This is a genomic window from Leifsonia sp. NPDC058194 (assembly GCF_042883605.1).
Classification (GTDB): Bacteria; Actinomycetota; Actinomycetes; order Actinomycetales; family Microbacteriaceae; genus Leifsonia.
Genome location: NZ_JBHVVL010000002.1, coordinates 132,851 through 148,763, shown reverse-complemented (window position 1 = coordinate 148,763; position 15,913 = coordinate 132,851). Strand labels below are relative to the sequence as shown.

The window sequence follows — 15,913 nt, the reverse complement described above, 5'->3', positions numbered from 1 at the left end:
AAGCAGGGTCCTTTCGATCAGTCGGCGACGACGACGTCGCCGACGAGGATGCGGTTCGTCGGTTCGGGTAGGGTCCGCTCGACGCGGCGCTCGGTCGCGCCGTCGTAGAGCAGGGTCGAGCCGGAGCCGAACCCCGCCGCCGGGAGTCTCAGGCCGCCGCCGGTGAGCTCGGCGCCCGTGAGGCGGAGGTGGTTCGTCCCGCGCTCGATCGCGAGATGCGGCGTGCCGGCGGGCGCGTCGGACGCGATCCCGTCGATCCGCCAGGAGACCGTGCCGGGACCGTCGCCGCGGGCGACGGTCGGCGCGGACGTGCGGGTGGTGGAGAAGCGGGTGCCGTCGACGGTCACGCGCTGGTCGCGGACGGCGGTGGCGACCAGGGCGACGCCGTCCGCGCTCCCGCCCCGGATCGTGAGGTCGGCACTCGCGATCTGGAACGGGTCGCCCGACGCCGGGCCGCTCAGGGAGCAGTCGACGAACCGCAGCGCGCCCGGACCGCGGGCCACCGTGCCGTCCACGCCGTCGATGCGGCAGCCCGAGAAGGTGACCGTAGCGGTGACGGGGGTCTGGACGAGCACCTGCCCCTTGGGCAGCGAGAACGTGCAGTCCTCGATCACCGTGGGACGGGAGGACCGGCTGCTGCGCTGGCCGACGGCGAAGAGCCCGGCCGTGCAGCCGCGCAGCTGGGCGCCGTCGGCGTTGATCGTCAGCGTCGCCTGCGGGTCGAACGTGCTGCGCGGGAGGACGTGCACGTTCTCCAGCGTCAGGTCGGTGATCTTGGTGCTCGCCACGAACCACGAGCAGGTGTGGTCGCGCACGGTGATCCGCTTGGCGCTCGTCCCCCATTGCGCTCCGGAGTTGGCGATGTCCATCAGGCCCGAATTGCCGACGAAGGTGAGGTCGTGCTCGTACTGGCCGTGCGTCGTGAACGGGTTGCCGCCCTGGTCGTCGCCGTCGCCGTGGCAGTTCTCGACCAGGCAGTACGCGCTCGCCGTCAGGTCGTTGAGGTGGCGCGCGTTGGAGCTGCGGCAGTCCCGCACCGTGCCGTAGAGGCAGTAGATCTGCTGGGTGAGGTACCCGGCGCCGCCGTAGAAGACGGTCGGCGGGTTCTCCAGCGAGCAGCGCTCGGTGACGAAGTGGCTGTTCCAGCGGCGCATGATCACCGGCCACCAGGTCTGCGACGCGTGGATGTCGGCGACGTCGCAGTGCACGGCGTACTCGAACGCGACGGGGTGCGAACCGGTGATCTCTCGGGAGTCGGGCAGCGAGCCGTCGGAGGGTCCGTCGAACGGCCCCGCGCCGACGAAGCGCATGCCGTGGATGCGCACCCGTTCGACCGGGGCGACACCGCGCCAGCGCAGTCGGCGACCCTTCTCCAGCGGCCAGCCGTTGAGGTAGTCGACGCGCACGTGCGTCGCGTCGATCCGCTGGGTGACGCGGACGAAGCGCTGGAGCTCGCGTTCGTCCGCCCCGCCGCCGGCGACCTCGTCGCACTGGACGGCCCACCACGAGTCGATCGGGAACGCGCTCGCGTCGGGCACCGCGACGGCGTCGGTCCGTTCGGGCCATGCCTCCGCGAGCGCGTACTCGACGTTCGCTCCGGTCGGCTTCCCCGTGAAGAACAACACGGCGCCGAACGGATTGTCGTGCGTGTTCGGCTCGATGCCGTCGGTGGTGACGAGGTGGCCGCCGAAATCGAGCTCGATCCCGGAGCGGGTGGAGGTGTGCCGCCGGACGAAATGGAGGTCGGTGCGCGCCTCGATCCGCTGCACGGCCGGGTCCGCGAGCAGGGCGTCGAGCGCATCGTCGGCGGGGGCCTCGGGCCCTAGCACGCCGAACACGCGGAAGTCGACCGTGCCGTCGTGCAGCAGCCGCCACACCGTGCCGTTGCGCCCGGCGACGATCGTGCCGCCGTTCGGCCGTGCATCGGAGCGCTGAGCGCCCACGTAGAGGAGTGTCCCGGCGTCGCCCGGCGATCGGTAGCCGGATGCGATCGCGAGCTGGCCGGTCTGCGCCTTCCGGCGGCCCAGGTCGGCGACCGTGCGGACGATCGTCGGGGCTCCCGTTCCCCCGTCGGACGCGGGCACCGCTGCAGCCGCGGGCCCCGCCGGCCCTTGCGAGAGGATGCCGGCGCCGCCCAGGGCCGCCGCGCCGAGGCCGACGAGCAGGCCCCGACGCGTGCCGTCGGTCATCGCTCCCCTCCCACGAGCTCGTGGAGGGTCGTGGACACGGCGGCCGTCAGGCGGTCGAGGCCGCCCGGGGCGAGCGGGGTCTGCCAGGCCTGGTAGGCGCCGCGGCGGTAGGCCTCGTCGGTCGGGAGGTAGACGAACCCCGGCCCGTTCGCGAGGTTCAGCACGACGACGGGGTGGTCGCCGGCCGCAGCCCGCACGCCGGTCTGGAACGCCGAGTACGCCTCCCCGGGATGACCGACGAGCAGCGCATCGCCGAGCCGCCAGGCCCAGAACGGATGCTGCACGGTCGGACCGTCGATGTATCCGTCGCGGAGGTTGCGTGCGCGGCCGAGACGTTCTTCGCGGCTGCGCGGGTCGATGTCCGCCCACCGTCGGGCGAGCTCGTCGAGGGTCGGCAGCTCGTTCAGCTCCAGCTCGACCTGCGCCCGCACGGCGGCGATGGCCGTGGCGGGCTCCTGCTCCGCCTCCGTCCACATCCCGAGCGGTGCGCCCGACTCCACCACGCTGCTCAGCTCGAGCTCGGCCGCGGGTGCGGGCAGCAGTTCGAGCGCGGCGAGCACGGCGTGGCCGAGTGCGCGCCCGTGACGGTCGGCGACGCCTGTGTCGCCCGTGTACTGCTCGCGCGGGGCCAGCTCCCCCGACGCCCCTTGCAGGAAGAGCACGGGTGCGCCCGCCTGCGCTTCCACGAGCTCGCGCATCGCCCCGACGTAGTCCGGCGAGACGAGACGGTTCTGCCAGGCGAGTGTCGTGGGATGGCACGCGTAGTTGACGATCGTCGCGAGGGGTCGTCCGGCGGCGTCGGTGATCCGGCCGACCAGCACCGTGTCGTCGGCCGGAGCGGCGTCGGGGTTGTAGCCGACCAGGGCGCGACCGTCGATGTCGAGCTCGCGATCAGCGGCGAGCGCGCAGCGGCCGGTCGTCCAATCAACGTGACCGGCCACGCGGCCCTCGAGCGCCTCGCGCGCGGCGGCCGCGATGCCGTCGGCGAGCGACTCGAGGTAGCCCGGGATCAGCTCCCCGCCGGGAAGGCCGGCGTCGGCGCTGCAGAGCACGGCTCCGGCATGGGTGTGCGACAGCGCGATGATCAGGCGCTCCTCGCTCAGACCGAGCGCGTCGAGCACCCGGCCGCGCACGGCACGCTCGTCGTCGACGCGGCGCCACCACGTCCCGTCGACCGCGACCAGCACCAGCGGATCGTCCGCGCCGAGCGCGAGGGCCGTCGCGGTGAAGGGCCGGTGCGCACCTTCGGAACGCTCCCAGTCGGCCGGTCCCCAGTTCTTCGCCCGAATGCCCGTCGGCGGTGTGACGTCCCGCCGGGCGACGCCCACAGGGGCATCGGTGCGCGGGACGGCGAGGCGTGCGCCCAGCTCGGTCATGCGTGCTCCGTTCGTTCGATGTCGGATGAGGCGGGGGTGCCGGTCACAGGTAGTCCCCGGTCCAGTGGAAGGCGCGGGGATGGTCGAGGGTCTCGCGCACGACGGACGGGTCGGCGTCGAGCGGGTGGAACATCCCGGTGTCGTCGGGGACGGGCGCGGGATCGGCGACGAGCTGGGCGACGAGATCGTCGTAGGGCTCGCCGACGGGCACTTCGATGGACACCGTCGCGGCGCCGGAGCGGAGGAGGTCGGCGCGGATCACGTGCCCCAGCACCGCGAGCGCCGTTCGGTCCCCCGCCGCCTCCAGCAGGGCCGGTTCGCCGCCGGACCGCGTGACGGCGTATGCCGTCGGGGTGCCGCCGGGCCCGTCGAGCACGTGGACCCGGCAACCCGCGTACCAGAAGCGGGTCCGGCGCCAGCCGAGCTCGTCGCGGACGGCGGTCAGCGGCCGGTCCGCATCGTGGTCGTGCAGCGCGGCGATACCGGGGACGCTGAGCAGTTCGACGCCTCCCGCGCGCAGCCGCGCGGGTCGTCCCGGCGCCGCCGCGTTCGCCATCAGCGTTCCGCTGCGGCGGCGCCGCTGCGCGAACTGCTCGTAGCCGCTCGGCGCGTAGACGGCCGGGGTCGCGGTGAAGAGCAGCGACCAGTCGTACCCGGCGCGGCGACCGAACGCGACCGACGCGTCGGTCAGGGCACGCGCGATCCCGCGCCCGCGGGCGCGCACGGCGACGCCGACGTTGGCGAGACCGAGCACGGGGGCGATCCGGCCGTTCGCACTGCGCCGTCGCTGGTCGACGAGGGAGACCGCGCCGAGCACCTCCTCGCCGTCCACGGCGACCAGGGTCCAGGATCGGCGGTTCGGGTCGAGGCGCCAGCGCGGGGCCATGTCGGGCTCGCCGAAGGCCTCGTCCCAGACGGCCAGGATGCCCGGCTCGTCGGTGGCGGTCGCGACGCGGATGTCCGTCATCCGGCCGCCTCCTCGTTCCCGCGCGTGCGCGCCGCCGCGGCGAGCAGCAGCCGGTAGCCGGCGGAGGTCCGGAGCCACGGAACCGGCGCCGGGCCTCCCGAGGCGAACGCGATCAGGGCGTCGGCGAGACCGGCGTAGCCGAGGTCGTCGCCGTCGCCCAGCGCCAGCTCGTGCAGGCCGTCGTCGGCCACGACGCGCACCGCGTAACGGTCCGGCCCGGGCACGCCGCTGACCGTGGCGGTCACGGGGATGCCGTCGGCGGTGACCGCACGCACCACGGCGACGGACTCCGACCGGGTCGGGAGGTCACCGGTCGCGGCGTGGGCGTCGACCAGCGTCGCCCCCGCGAGCGCCGCACCCTCCGACGCCGGAAGCACCGCGTCGACGAGGTCCACGGCGTGGACGCCGATCGAGATCAGGGTGCCGCCGCCGGCGGCCGGATCGTCCTGCCAGGCGCGCTCGGGCACGAGGAAGCCGGCGATGTCATGCTGGGCGACCACCTCCACCGCCCGCACGCGACTCCCGGCGAGGCCGGCGGCGAAGGCAGCGACCGCCGGCGCGAACCGCAGCACGGACGACGTCGAGACACGCGCGCCGGATGCGGCTGCCGCGTCGAACGTCGTCAGCGCGTCGACGGAGGCGGCGACGGTCTTGTTGAAGAACACGGGGATCCCCGCCTCGGAACAGGCCGCCATCACCGAAGGGGCGCGCGGTGTGCGGGGCGTGGCGACGACGAGATCGGGGCGGTCCGCGAGCAGGCGGTCGAGCGTGTCGTGCCCGGTCGTGGCGAACCGCGTCGCGAAGTCACGGCTCCGCTCGGGGTCGTCCGCCTCCCATACGCCCGTCACGTGCGCGCCGCGCGCGACCAGGTTCGCCGCGTCAGCGAAGGGATGGGAGTGCGCCGCGCCTGCGAACGCCACCGTGGGCGCGCTCATGCCATCCGCTCCAGGTCCTGCTCGGAGATCGCGTGTTCGAGGGGGCGGCCACTGGCGTGGCGTTCGACTTCGCCCACGACCGTCGAGCCCTGGCGCAGCCGGCCCTCCCGGGTCCCGGCGGCCTTGTGCGGGACGAGCAGCGCGTTCGGAAGCCCGCGGAACGGGCTGTCGGCGGGCAGCGGCTCGTCGTCGAAGACGTCGACGGCGGCGTCGAGGCGGCCGGTGCGCAGCTCCGCGAGCAGTGCCGCCTCGTCGACCAGCCACGACCGTGCCGTGTTGACCAGGCCGGCGCCGTCCGGCATCAGGGCGAGCTCGCGGGCACCGATCATCCGGTGGGTCTCGGGCAGGCTCGGGGCGTGCAGCGCGACGATCCGGCTGTTCGCGAGCAGCGCGTCGAGCGCCGCCGGCTCCGCCCCGAGGGCGCGGGCCTCGTCGTCGCCGATGGTCGGGTCGGCGAGCAGCGGTCGCGCTCCGAGCGCCACGAGCAGGGCCAGATAGGCGCGGCCGGTGCGGGAGGCGCCGACGACGCCGATCGGCGCGCCGAGCAGCTCGTGCTGTGCGGGCGCGCTCTCCGCGACCTCCCACTCGGCCCCGGCATGCAGCGCGTGGTCGAAGCGCGGGAGTCGGTGCAGCAGCGCGAGGGTGAAGGCGAGCGACACCTCCGCCACCGATCGCGCCATCGCCGCGCCCGCCTGGGTGACGAGCACTCCGCGCGCGAACAGCTCCGGGGTCGCGAACGGCCGGATGCTCGCACCGCAGTGCGCGACGACCTCCAGTCCCGGCATCCGGTCCAGGAGGGCCGCATCGAGCGGAGGGACGCCCCACGCCACGACGAGCACGCGCACGGCCGCGAGGTCGAGCGCGTGACGGGCCTGGGCCATCGACTCCGCGAACGCGAGGCCTCCCCCGAGTCGCGTCGCCGCTTCCGCGAGCCGCGCCTCGTCGCCGTCGGCGAAGAACTGCGGCCGCAACACGGCGGGGACCGCGACGAGCACGACGGGAGCGGCCATCAGCGCAGCCACGCGTCCCGGTTCTCGGCGATGAACGCGTCGTCGCTGAGCCGCGGGTACGCCAGACGCACCCGCTCGATCTCCGCCGCCTGTCCGGGCGAGAGCGTCTCGTCCGGATCCAGGCACCAGATGCCCTCCAGCAGCCCCTGCTGGCGGAGCACCTCGTGGACGCCCGCGATCACTCCCGCGAACCCGTTGCCGGGATCGAAGACCGCGGCGTTCAGGTCGGTCAGATCGGCGGCGAGGTCCGCGAGCTCGAGCGCCGCGGCGCCGTCTCCGGCCTGAGCCTGCTTCGCGAGGGCGAGCACGCCGGTCGCCGCACGGGTGCCGACCGCCCACTGGCCGAGCAGGCCGCCGCGGAAGCGCAGCTCGCGCGCACCGGTCGCCGCCTGCACACGGTGCACCGCGGTGAGGTCCGCGACGATCGCGTCGTCGTTGCCGGTGTAGAGCGCCACGTCGGTGGCGCGGTCGGACTCGCCGACCCCGCGAACGAGCTCGATCGTGCGGTAGCGGTCGAACGGCGCCGCCTTCACGGCGACCACGGCGGGCAGGTCGGCGAAGCGCCGCCAGAACGCGCGCGACAGCACCGGACCGCCGATGGCCTCCTGCAGATAGAAACCGATCACCGGCAGCACGTCGCCGACCGCGCGGGCGCGCTCGATCAGCGCGTCCTCCGTCGCCCCGGCCAGGCGCGGGCTCAGCAGCACCGCGTCGTAGCCGAGGCCGGCCGCGAGCTCCGCTTCGGCCACGGCCTGCGCGGTCGGACCGACCACTCCGGCGATGCGCACCAGCTCCCGATCCGCTTCGCGGTCGAGCACGTCGGCGGTGAGGGCGAGGACGGGCTCCAGGAGGCCGCGCTCCGGCTCGTGGATCTCGAACTGTGTCGTGTGCACCGCGACGGCGACGCCACCGGCCCCCGCCGCCAGGTAGTAGCGGGTCAGGGCGCGCTGGCGGCGCTCGTCGAGCCGGCGCTCCGCGGTGAGGGCGAGGGGATGCGCGGGGACGACGAGCCCTTCGGCGAGAAGCTCTGCGCCCATCAGAACCTCCCGTCCCGGACGGCCCATTTGGTCGGCTTGCCCGAGGTGGGCAGACCGCGACGGAGCCAATCGGCCTGCCACTCGATCAGCGTCCCCGCGGGGACGCCCGGGTAGCCGAACAGCTCGAAGCAGCGCCCGGCGTTGTTGAGCAGCGCGGACGGGGCGGGTTCGCCCACCACGGACACCTCCCGGTCGAACAGGGCGCCGAAGCGCTCCGCGATCCCGCGCACGCTCAGCAGCTCGGGCCCGGTCAGGTTGACGGTGAAGACGGCGTCGCTGGCGTGGCCGAGCGAACGGAGCACCACTTCGTTCGCGTAGCCCTGCCACACGACGTTCACAGCCCCGGTGGTGAGATCGACCGGCGCCCCCGACAGCACGGTCGCGCCGATGTCGGCGAGCACGCCGTAGCGCAGATCGACCGCGTAGTTGAGCCGGACGATCGACACGCGGGTCCCGCGGGTGACCGCGCCGAATTCGAAGACCCTCTCACGGCCGAGGCACGACATCGCGTACTCGCCGACCGGCCCGGGGGCGTCCGATTCGACCGAGCCTCCCGAACCCGGGGTCACGAAGGGGTAGACGTTGCCGGTCGACATCGCCGTGATGGCGCTGTCGCGGTAGCGTCGGGCGACCCGATCCGGAAGCGCCGCGTTGACCTCCCACGCCCAGGAGGCGTTGGTCGCCGCGCCGAACTTGGCGCCGACCATGAAGACGACGTTGGGGGCGTCCGGCAGCTCGCCGAGATCCCGGTCCGAGAGCAGGTCGAACGGCACGACCTCCACCCGTTCGGCCTCGAGGGAGCGTCGTGCGTCGTCGCTGGAGAACCTCGAGACGGCGTACACGGTGTCGCTTCCGCGCCCGGCCTCGTCGAGCGCTCGACGGGCGAGCACCGACAGGCTCGGGCCCATCTTGCCGCCGGCGCCGAGCACGACCAGGTCGCCGCGGGACTCCGCCAGGTCGGCGACGAGGGCCGCGCTCGGCGTCGCCAGAGCCTCCTCGAGCTCCTTCTCACTGGTGAACATGTCTGCCTTTCGCATCGGTCGGGTCGGGCGTCAGCCCTTGATCCCCGCAGAGGTGACGCCTTCCTGCACGTAGCGCTGGGCCACGAGGTAGGCGAAGAAGATGGGGACGAGTGCGACCACCGAACCGGCGAGCATCACGCTGAGCGGCACATTCTGCTGCTGGAGCGATGCGATGCCGACCGTCAGGGTCCACATGTCGGAGCTCTTGGCCATGATCAACGGCCAGAGGAAGTCGTTCCAGTGCCAGAGGAAGATGAAGATCCCGAGAGTCGCCAGCACCGGTTTGCAGAGCGGCAGGACGATCGTCAGGAAGATGCGGAACTCCCCCGCGCCGTCGATCCGCGCCGCCTCGAACAAGTCGTCGGGCAGCCCCTCGATGAACTGGCGCATGAGGAAGACGGCCTGCGCGTTCGCCAGCGTCGGGAGGATGAGCCCCCAGTAGGTGTCCACGCCGCCGAGCTTCGCCAGCACGATGAAGGTCGGGATCAGGGTCACGTGGAACGGCACCATCACCATGGCGAGGAACGACCAGAACATGGTCTCCTTGCCGCGGAACCGCTTCTTCGCGAACGCGTACCCGGCCATCGCCGACAGCAGCAGCACCGCGACGACGCTCACGATCGCGTAGATCAGGGTGTTGCCGAGCCACACCAGCAGGTTCTGGCCGCCGAGGACCTGTTCGTACGAGGCCGTCGAGAGGTTCCACGGCATCAGGCTCTGGGGGAACTGCACGGCGAGGCCCGGCTTCAGGCTGAGCACCACCATCGCGTAGAACGGGAAGAAGGCGAGCACCGCGGCGATCGAGAGCCAGATGTAGCGGACGACGAGTCCGCCGCGGGTCGGCTCCAGAGCGCGGAACGAGCGCGGGCGCTTCATGCGCGGGGTCGCGGTGGTCACTTCTGCCTCCCGATGACGCGGCGCTGGATGAGCGCGACGACGAGTGTCATGACGAAGAGGGCGACGCCGATGGCGGCGGCATACCCGTAGTCGGTGTACTTGAAGCCCTGGTCGTAGAGCATGTAGACGAGCGAGTAGCTGGCATGCGCCGGGCCGCCCTGCGTCATCACGTAGACCAGGTCGAAGACCTGGAACGACGCGGTCGTCTCGATCACCGCCAGGAAGAACAGCGTCGGCTTCAGGCGGGGCAGCACGATGTACCGGAACCGGTTCCACGCCCCGGCGCCGTCCATCAGCGCTGCTTCCTCGTGCTCACGCGGGACGTCCTGCAATGCGGCGATCACGATGAGCATCCCGTAGCCGAACCGCGACCAGACCCCGACGATCACGAGAGCCGGGATGACGAGCACCGTCGAGTTGAGCCACGAGCCCCCGAGGCCGAGCGGCGTCATGATCGCCGACCACGGGCCGTCGGTCGAGAAGATCCACTTGAAGATCGCGCCGGCCAGCACCAGGGAGGTGATCACCGGGAGGAAGAACACCGAGCGGAAGAACCGCGAACCGCGGAACGCACGGCGCACCCCGAGCGCCATCGCGACCGACAGCGCGAGCGAGATCGGGACGGCCAGGACCGAGTACGCCAGCGTGACGCCCAGGGCCTGCCAGAACGTCGGGTCGGAGAGCATCCGCTCGAAGTTCTTCAGCCCCTCCCAGTCGAGCTCGCCCGAGATGTCGTAGTCGAAGAAGCTGAGCCCGACACCGGCGATGGCCGGCCCGAACCGGAAAGCCAGGAAGAGCAGGAAGGCCGGCAGGACGAAGAGCAGCGCGATCCGCGCCTCCCGGCGCGCCAGGACACGCTTGGTCAGGCCGGGCGGGCGGGCATCACGCCGTTCGCCGTCCGGTCGTCCGCCGACCGCGGGCGGCCGTGGCTGAGTGGGGGTGGTGGTCACGGGGGCGTCTCCTCGGGTCCCGGGACCGGACGGAGCGCGTCGCACGCCCCGTCCGGTCCCGTCGGTCACTTGATGAGCGGCTGGGCGGCGGCGGCCGCATCCTTCAGCGCCTGCTCCGGCGTCTTCGTGCCGAGCAGGGCCGCCTGGATCTCCGGCGCGAGCACGCCCATGACGGCGCGGGCGCTCGGCTGCAGCTCCCCGACCTTGCTGGTCGGGATGGTCTTCTCGATCGCGCTCTGGATCGGGTTGTCGGCGTAGAGCTCGCCGGTCGACTTCAGCGGGGAGAAGAAGTTGGATGCGAGGTCGAACTTCTTCGAGTTCTCGGCGTCCGTCGCGAACGCGGCGAACTCGCCGGCGGCGTCCTTGTCCTTGGCGCCCTTCAGCATGGCCAGCGAGCCGACCGTGCCGTAGGAGACCTGCTTCTCGTCGGTCAGCGGCGGCAGGATCTTGATCGCGTCCTCGCCCCAGAAGCTCGTGACGTCGCTCGGACCCGACTGCCAGGTGCACGCCACATTGTTCGTCGCGAGCGCGGTCTGCTCCAGCGCGGGCATGGTCGAGATCAGGTCCTTCTCGATGTAACCCTTCGCGGCGAAGTCGGAGATCATGCCGAGCGCCTTCTCGCCGGCCTTGCTGTCGAAGGCGACCTTGCTGCCGTCCTTGTTGTAGACCGAGCCGCCGGCCTGCCAGAGCAGCGGGTAGAAGGTCATGTTCAGCGTCACGTCCGGCGAGCCGAAGTACTGCGTGACGTAGATGCCCTTCTCCTTGAACGTCGGGGCCAGCTTCTCCAGGTCGTCCCACGTCTTCGGGTACTCGGTGACGCCCGCCGCCTCGAATGCCTTCGCGTCGCACATCAGCGCATTCGCACTGGTCAGGATGGGCGCGGCCATCAGTCTGCCGTCGATGGTGATCGACTCCGCGACGTTGTCGAGGATGTCCTTCTTCTGCGCGCTCGGCAGGTAGGAGTCCATCGGCTCGATCGACTTCTGGTAGGTGCTCAGCTGGTCCGGGATCAGGTAGACCAGGTCGGGTCCCTTGCCGGCCGCGATCGCCGTGGACAGCGACTCGTCGCGGTTGGCCCAGGGGTAGATCTCGTACTTGACGGTGATGTCCTTGTGCTCGGCCTCGAACGCCTTGACGGTGTCGTCCCAGAACGTCTTGTGCTTCGCCTCGTCGGCGATCACCGGATAGATCCACATGGTGACCGTCTTCTTCGAGCCGTCCGAGCCGCCGGAGCTGCCGCTGCAGCCGGCCAGCGCGAGCGCCGCCGTGGCTGCCACGGCGGCCGCCGTGATCGTCTTCGTGTACCGCATGCTGCTCCTTCGTGCGTGGGTGGGAATGGGCGGCGGATGCCGCTGGTGCTGGTGGTGCTGCTAGAAGCGCGGGACCGCCTCGACCGTCCCGGCGTGCCGCGAGCGCTCGGCCGCGAACACCGCCAGGTGGCTGTCGAGGGACTCGCGCGGACCGGACCGGATGAGGCCCGGGTCGCCGGCGGCGACGGCGGCGACGAAGGCGCTCATCACGCCGCCGTCCCCGCCGCCGTGATCGCCTCCGGCGTTCGCCGCTCCCGTCGGCCCGGTCTCGTGGACCGTGGACTCGCCGGTGCGGAAGTCGGTGACCCGCACGCGCTCGCCGTCGCCGTCGAGCATCCCGTGCGAGCCGAAGAGCTGGGTCTTGCGGTGCTCCTGCTCGCTGAAGGCCGTCATCGTGAAGGTCCCGGCCGTGCCGTCCTCGAATTGGAGGGCGACGACCTGGTTGTCCACCACGGTGTTGTCCGCGCCGTAGACGCAGACGCCGTACGGCCCGGTGCGGAGCGCCTCGATCACGCCCTCCTCGGTCGCATCGTCGGTGATGACCGTGACCGGCCAGACCGCGCCCTCCTCCCGGACGACGGGCAGGTAGAGCTTCTGCGCCGCATAGGGGCAGGACTCCTGGAGCGGGCAGTCGAGGCAGCGGTCGGCGGCGAGCGCCGGCTTGTTCTCGTGACGGAAGTGGTGGCGTGAGCCGAAGCTCGCGACCGTCGCGATTCGCTTGCCGGTCACGTAGCGGATCCAGTCGAGGTCGTGGCTGGACTTGGCCAGCAGCATCGGCGTCGCGAGGTCCTCGCGGCGCCACGGGCCGCGCACGTAGGAGTGCGCCATGTGCCACCAGCCGACCGGCTCGAGATGCTGAACATTGATGATGTCGCCCAGCACTCCGGAGTCGACGACGCTCTTCACCAGGTCGGTGTACGGCATGTACCGCATCACGTGGCAGACGCCGAACAGCACGCCGGCGGACTCGATCGCGGCGACGATGCGCCTCGACTCCTGCTCGGTCGGCGCGAGCGGCTTCTCCATCAGGATGGCGTAGCCGCGCTCGGCGCAGGCGACCGCGGGCTCGACGTGCAGTCGGTCCTGGGTCGAGACGATGACCATGTCGGCCACGCGCTCCGGCTCGGCGACCAGATCGCGCCAGTCGTCGAAATGCCGCACCTCGGGGTCTCCGACGGCGATCACTCCGCGCTGGAACGGTCGCGGGTCGGCGACGGCGACGATGCGCGCCCGGTCCGGGTTGGCGTGGACCCACTTCGCGTACGACTGGCCGCGGTTGCCGGCGCCGATCACGGCGATCCGCACCGGGCGGCCGACTACGGGCGTGTGCTGCATCGTTCCTCGCGCTCTCTCATCTGCTGTGCCCGGTGATCCGGGCCGACGGCTTCGCTGGGAGCGGTTCGCCGTCGAACGCTCCCACGATAGCATTATTGCTATAGCATGTAGCAAATGACGACCTGAGGATGAAAGCTTTACCCGCCCGAAACAATCGGCCTCGCGGCCAGAGGACACGAACGGTGTATTGCGCGAATCCATCCTCGCGTCCTATAGCTTGTAGCGGAACCACCCACGCCAGGGACCGTTCGACTCAGGAGGGAGAGCCATGACAATCGGGAGCGTGTCCGACCGGAACATCTCGGCCAAAGTCGCCGACGAGCTCCGCGACGCCATCCAGAACGGCCGGCTCGAGCCGGGCGAACGGCTGGTGGAGCGCAAGCTCGCCGACAGCCTCGGCGTCAGCCACATCCCCGTGCGGGAGGCGCTGGCCAAGCTCAGCGAAGAGGGGCTCGTCGAGCGGACCCCCCGTCGCGGAGCGCGCGTGGCCTCCCTCAGCGACAAGGAGCTGCAGGAGATCACCGGCCTGCGCATCGTGCTGGAGCAGTACGTCGCCCGCAGCGTGCAGCAGGCCTGGACGGCGAAGTCCGATCAGGCGCTGCGGCGCATCGTCAAGCAGATGGTCGCCGCCGCCGAGAAGGAGCAGCTCGAGAGCATGTTCGCCCTCGACAGCCGGTTCCACGAGACCCTGTGGGAGATGGCCGACAACCGCACCCTCCTCACCATCGCGTCCCAGCTGCGGAGTCGCATCAACGGGTTCCTGCGCGCCGCCAACGGCTCGCTCGCCGCCGACGAGCTGGTCGCACACGCCCGCTCGCACGAGGCCCTCGTCGACGCGCTCGCCAGCGGAGACCCCGCGCGCGCCGAAGCGGCGATGGCGGACCACGTCGAGATCGCCGCCGACCGCATCAACGCGGTGTCCCATCCCGCCGGCGCGGGCGACTCCGCCGGCTGACGGACCGCCCGGTCAGGCGAACAGGTCGCCGACCGGCAGCCGCTTCTCGGCCTGGAACGTGTCCTCGGCGCGGCCCAGCGCCCAGTAGGCGGAGAGCGAGAAGTCGTCGCGGGTGAGCCCCCAGCCCTGCAGCACGGCGCGCACACCCTTCATCGCCGTCCGCTCGCCGTGGGCGAAGACCTGCACCGGGCCGGCCGGGCGCGGCAGGCCGCGCACGGCCTCCACGAGCCGCTCCCCCGCCACGGCGTCGCCGCGGTGCACCCAGCGCACCTCGATGCCCTGCGGGTGCGCGAGCTCGAGCTGGTCCGCCGCGCCGCCGACCTCGATCACGGCGAGTCCGCGCGCGTGCGCGGGCATCCCGTCGAGGGCGGCCGCCACCGCGGGCAGGGCGCTGTCGTCGCCGATCAGGAGGTGCTCGACCGACTCGTCCTCGGTCGGCGCGTACATCCCGCCCGGGCCGGAGAGCGCCAGCAGGTCGCCGGGCTGCGCCGAGGCGGCCCACGGTCCCGCGACGCCCTCGTCGCCGTGCACGACGAAGTCGATCGCGAGGGTCTTGGCCGCCGCGTCGATCTCGCGCACGGTGTAGGTGCGGCGCACCGGGAGGTCCTCCGGGGCCAGCTCACCGCGCAGGGCGTCGAGGTCGTATGGCGGGCGCAGCCCGAGCCCGGGCTTCGCCATCAGCAGCTTGACGTACGTGTCCGTCGTCGCGAACTTCGCCGGGTCCGCTTCCGCGATGAACGCGTCGAACGCCGGACCGCCGATCACGACGCGCACGAGATGCGGGGTCAGCCGTTCGGTACCGACCACCTCGAAGACGTGCTGCGAGCGGGCCGGGCGCGGAGGACGGGCGTCGGAGAGCGGAAGGGTCATGTTTTCGATCGTATCGCGGGTGTATTTCGGTATCCCGAGAGCGCACTACTGTCGAACCATGCGCCTCGGAGTCCTCGATGTCGGTTCGAACACCATCCACCTCCTCGTCGTCGACGCGCACCCCGGCGCACGGCCGATCCCCGCCGCCACGCACAAGTCGGTGCTGCGGCTCATGCGCTACATCACCCCCGACGGATCGATCAGCCCCGAGGGGTGCGCTGCCATCCTCGACGCCATCGCGGCCTCGATGCGGGTCGCCGAGCAGGAGGGCATCGACGAGCTCCTCCCGTTCGCCACCTCCGCCATCCGGGAGGCCGCCAACGGTCCCGAACTGCTCGAACGCATCCGCACCGAGACCGGCGTCGACCTGCAGGTGCTCTCCGGCGAGGACGAGGCACGCCTGACCTTCCTGGCCGTCCGGCGCTGGTCGGGGTGGTCGTCGGGCAGCATCCTGCTCCTCGACATCGGCGGCGGTTCGCTGGAGATCGCGTCCGGCTCCGACGAGTACCCGGAGGTCGCGGTGTCGGTCCCACTCGGCGCCGGGCGCAGCACGATCGGGTTCCTCCCCGACGACCCGCCTCGCGACGACCAGCTGGACGCCCTGCGCGACCACGCCCGGGCGACCCTCGCCGGCGCGGTCGAGCTCTTCTCGCAGCGTCGCTCGGACGAGCATGTCATCGGCACCTCCAAGACCATCCGCTCCCTCGCCCGTCTGGCCGGCTCCACCGTCGCCGGCCCCGGCGGCACGGAGCGCACCGTCCTGCGCCGCACCGACCTCGCCGACTGGGTGCCCCGCCTGGCGAAGATGAACGCCGAATCGCGCACGGCCCTGCCGGGGATCACCGCCGACCGCACGTTCCAGATCGTCGCGGGCGGCATCGTGCTCCGCGAGACGATGCGCGCCTTCGACGTCGACGAGCTGGAGGTCGTGCCCTGGGCCCTGCGGGAGGGCGTCATCCTCCGCTACCTCGACCATCTGGACTGAGCGTCCGCAGGGCGGGTCCCCCGGCGCGCAAACGGACAGCGTACGACCGACGGGCCCGCCCCGGCTCGGATCGCG

At 72.0% G+C, this 15,913-nt stretch carries 14 protein-coding genes; 2 read left to right on the top strand and 12 right to left on the bottom strand.

All coding sequences use genetic code 11. The features are described 5' to 3' along the window. Positions 1-17: 17 nt before the first annotated feature. The 11 genes from ACFVU2_RS07460 to ACFVU2_RS07410 form a co-directional block, all read right to left on the bottom strand. A complete protein-coding gene (locus ACFVU2_RS07460; RefSeq protein WP_387872624.1) occupies positions 18-2,189 on the bottom strand; it encodes a peptidase C14 in 2,172 nt (723 codons plus the stop codon). Beyond that, a complete protein-coding gene (locus tag ACFVU2_RS07455) occupies positions 2,186-3,565 on the bottom strand; it encodes a hypothetical protein (RefSeq protein WP_387872622.1) in 1,380 nt (459 codons plus the stop codon). The genes ACFVU2_RS07460 and ACFVU2_RS07455 overlap by 4 nt, the downstream gene beginning before the upstream one ends. 43 nt (positions 3,566-3,608) lie before the next feature. Continuing rightward, entirely contained in the window at positions 3,609-4,532 is a 924-nt protein-coding gene (locus ACFVU2_RS07450; RefSeq protein ID WP_387872620.1) for a GNAT family N-acetyltransferase, read from the bottom strand. Further along, positions 4,529-5,467, bottom strand: a complete 939-nt coding sequence (locus ACFVU2_RS07445; RefSeq protein WP_387872618.1) for a Gfo/Idh/MocA family oxidoreductase — start codon at positions 5,465-5,467, stop codon at positions 4,529-4,531. The genes ACFVU2_RS07450 and ACFVU2_RS07445 overlap by 4 nt, the downstream gene beginning before the upstream one ends. Continuing rightward, positions 5,464-6,477 (bottom strand): hydroxyacid dehydrogenase, encoded by a 1,014-nt coding sequence (locus tag ACFVU2_RS07440; RefSeq protein ID WP_387872616.1) that lies wholly within the window; start codon positions 6,475-6,477, stop codon positions 5,464-5,466. Before ACFVU2_RS07440 ends, ACFVU2_RS07445 begins: the two co-directional genes overlap by 4 nt. Further along, positions 6,477-7,514, bottom strand: a complete 1,038-nt coding sequence (locus tag ACFVU2_RS07435; RefSeq protein ID WP_387872615.1) for a dihydrodipicolinate synthase family protein — start codon at positions 7,512-7,514, stop codon at positions 6,477-6,479. The genes ACFVU2_RS07440 and ACFVU2_RS07435 overlap by 1 nt, the downstream gene beginning before the upstream one ends. Next, a complete protein-coding gene (locus ACFVU2_RS07430) occupies positions 7,514-8,536 on the bottom strand; it encodes an NAD-dependent epimerase/dehydratase family protein (protein ID WP_387872613.1) in 1,023 nt (340 codons plus the stop codon). Before ACFVU2_RS07430 ends, ACFVU2_RS07435 begins: the two co-directional genes overlap by 1 nt. A gap of 30 nt (positions 8,537-8,566) precedes the next feature. Then, complete coding sequence (locus tag ACFVU2_RS07425; RefSeq protein ID WP_387872611.1) at positions 8,567-9,433, bottom strand: carbohydrate ABC transporter permease; 867 nt, start codon at positions 9,431-9,433, stop codon at positions 8,567-8,569. Further along, positions 9,430-10,383, bottom strand: a complete 954-nt coding sequence (locus tag ACFVU2_RS07420) for a carbohydrate ABC transporter permease (RefSeq protein ID WP_387872609.1) — start codon at positions 10,381-10,383, stop codon at positions 9,430-9,432. Before ACFVU2_RS07420 ends, ACFVU2_RS07425 begins: the two co-directional genes overlap by 4 nt. 65 nt (positions 10,384-10,448) lie before the next feature. Further along, positions 10,449-11,693 (bottom strand): extracellular solute-binding protein, encoded by a 1,245-nt coding sequence (locus ACFVU2_RS07415; RefSeq protein WP_387872607.1) that lies wholly within the window; start codon positions 11,691-11,693, stop codon positions 10,449-10,451. A 60-nt stretch (positions 11,694-11,753) separates the two neighbouring features. Beyond that, a complete protein-coding gene (locus tag ACFVU2_RS07410; RefSeq protein ID WP_387872605.1) occupies positions 11,754-13,028 on the bottom strand; it encodes a Gfo/Idh/MocA family protein in 1,275 nt (424 codons plus the stop codon). Positions 13,029-13,311: 283 nt separating this feature from the next. On the opposite strand from ACFVU2_RS07410, the gene ACFVU2_RS07405 reads away from it, so the two are divergent. Beyond that, positions 13,312-13,983, top strand: coding sequence for a GntR family transcriptional regulator (locus tag ACFVU2_RS07405; RefSeq protein ID WP_387872603.1), 672 nt, complete (start codon positions 13,312-13,314; stop codon positions 13,981-13,983). 12 nt (positions 13,984-13,995) lie between these two features. Here the strand turns inward: ACFVU2_RS07405 and ACFVU2_RS07400 are convergent, their stop codons facing one another. Then, positions 13,996-14,853, bottom strand: a complete 858-nt coding sequence (locus ACFVU2_RS07400) for a siderophore-interacting protein (protein ID WP_387872601.1) — start codon at positions 14,851-14,853, stop codon at positions 13,996-13,998. Positions 14,854-14,911: 58 nt separating this feature from the next. Between ACFVU2_RS07400 and ACFVU2_RS07395 the strand changes: the two genes are divergently transcribed. Further along, complete coding sequence (locus ACFVU2_RS07395) at positions 14,912-15,838, top strand: Ppx/GppA family phosphatase (protein WP_387872599.1); 927 nt, start codon at positions 14,912-14,914, stop codon at positions 15,836-15,838. Positions 15,839-15,913 lie beyond the last annotated feature (75 nt).

Bases quoted from the DNA above. Each gene is read 5' to 3' on its own strand.
- ACFVU2_RS07460 (WP_387872624.1), bottom strand. From the start codon at position 2,189: ATGACCGACGGCACGCGTCGGGGCCTGCTCGTCGGCCTCGGCGCGGCG.
- ACFVU2_RS07455 (WP_387872622.1), bottom strand. From the start codon at position 3,565: ATGACCGAGCTGGGCGCACGCCTCGCCGTCCCGCGCACCGATGCCCCT.
- ACFVU2_RS07450 (WP_387872620.1), bottom strand. From the start codon at position 4,532: ATGACGGACATCCGCGTCGCGACCGCCACCGACGAGCCGGGCATCCTG.
- ACFVU2_RS07445 (WP_387872618.1), bottom strand. From the start codon at position 5,467: ATGAGCGCGCCCACGGTGGCGTTCGCAGGCGCGGCGCACTCCCATCCC.
- ACFVU2_RS07440 (WP_387872616.1), bottom strand. From the start codon at position 6,477: ATGGCCGCTCCCGTCGTGCTCGTCGCGGTCCCCGCCGTGTTGCGGCCG.
- ACFVU2_RS07435 (WP_387872615.1), bottom strand. From the start codon at position 7,514: ATGGGCGCAGAGCTTCTCGCCGAAGGGCTCGTCGTCCCCGCGCATCCC.
- ACFVU2_RS07430 (WP_387872613.1), bottom strand. From the start codon at position 8,536: ATGTTCACCAGTGAGAAGGAGCTCGAGGAGGCTCTGGCGACGCCGAGC.
- ACFVU2_RS07415 (WP_387872607.1), bottom strand. From the start codon at position 11,693: ATGCGGTACACGAAGACGATCACGGCGGCCGCCGTGGCAGCCACGGCG.
- ACFVU2_RS07410 (WP_387872605.1), bottom strand. From the start codon at position 13,028: ATGCAGCACACGCCCGTAGTCGGCCGCCCGGTGCGGATCGCCGTGATC.
- ACFVU2_RS07400 (WP_387872601.1), bottom strand. From the start codon at position 14,853: ATGACCCTTCCGCTCTCCGACGCCCGTCCTCCGCGCCCGGCCCGCTCG.
- ACFVU2_RS07395 (WP_387872599.1), top strand. From the start codon at position 14,912: ATGCGCCTCGGAGTCCTCGATGTCGGTTCGAACACCATCCACCTCCTC.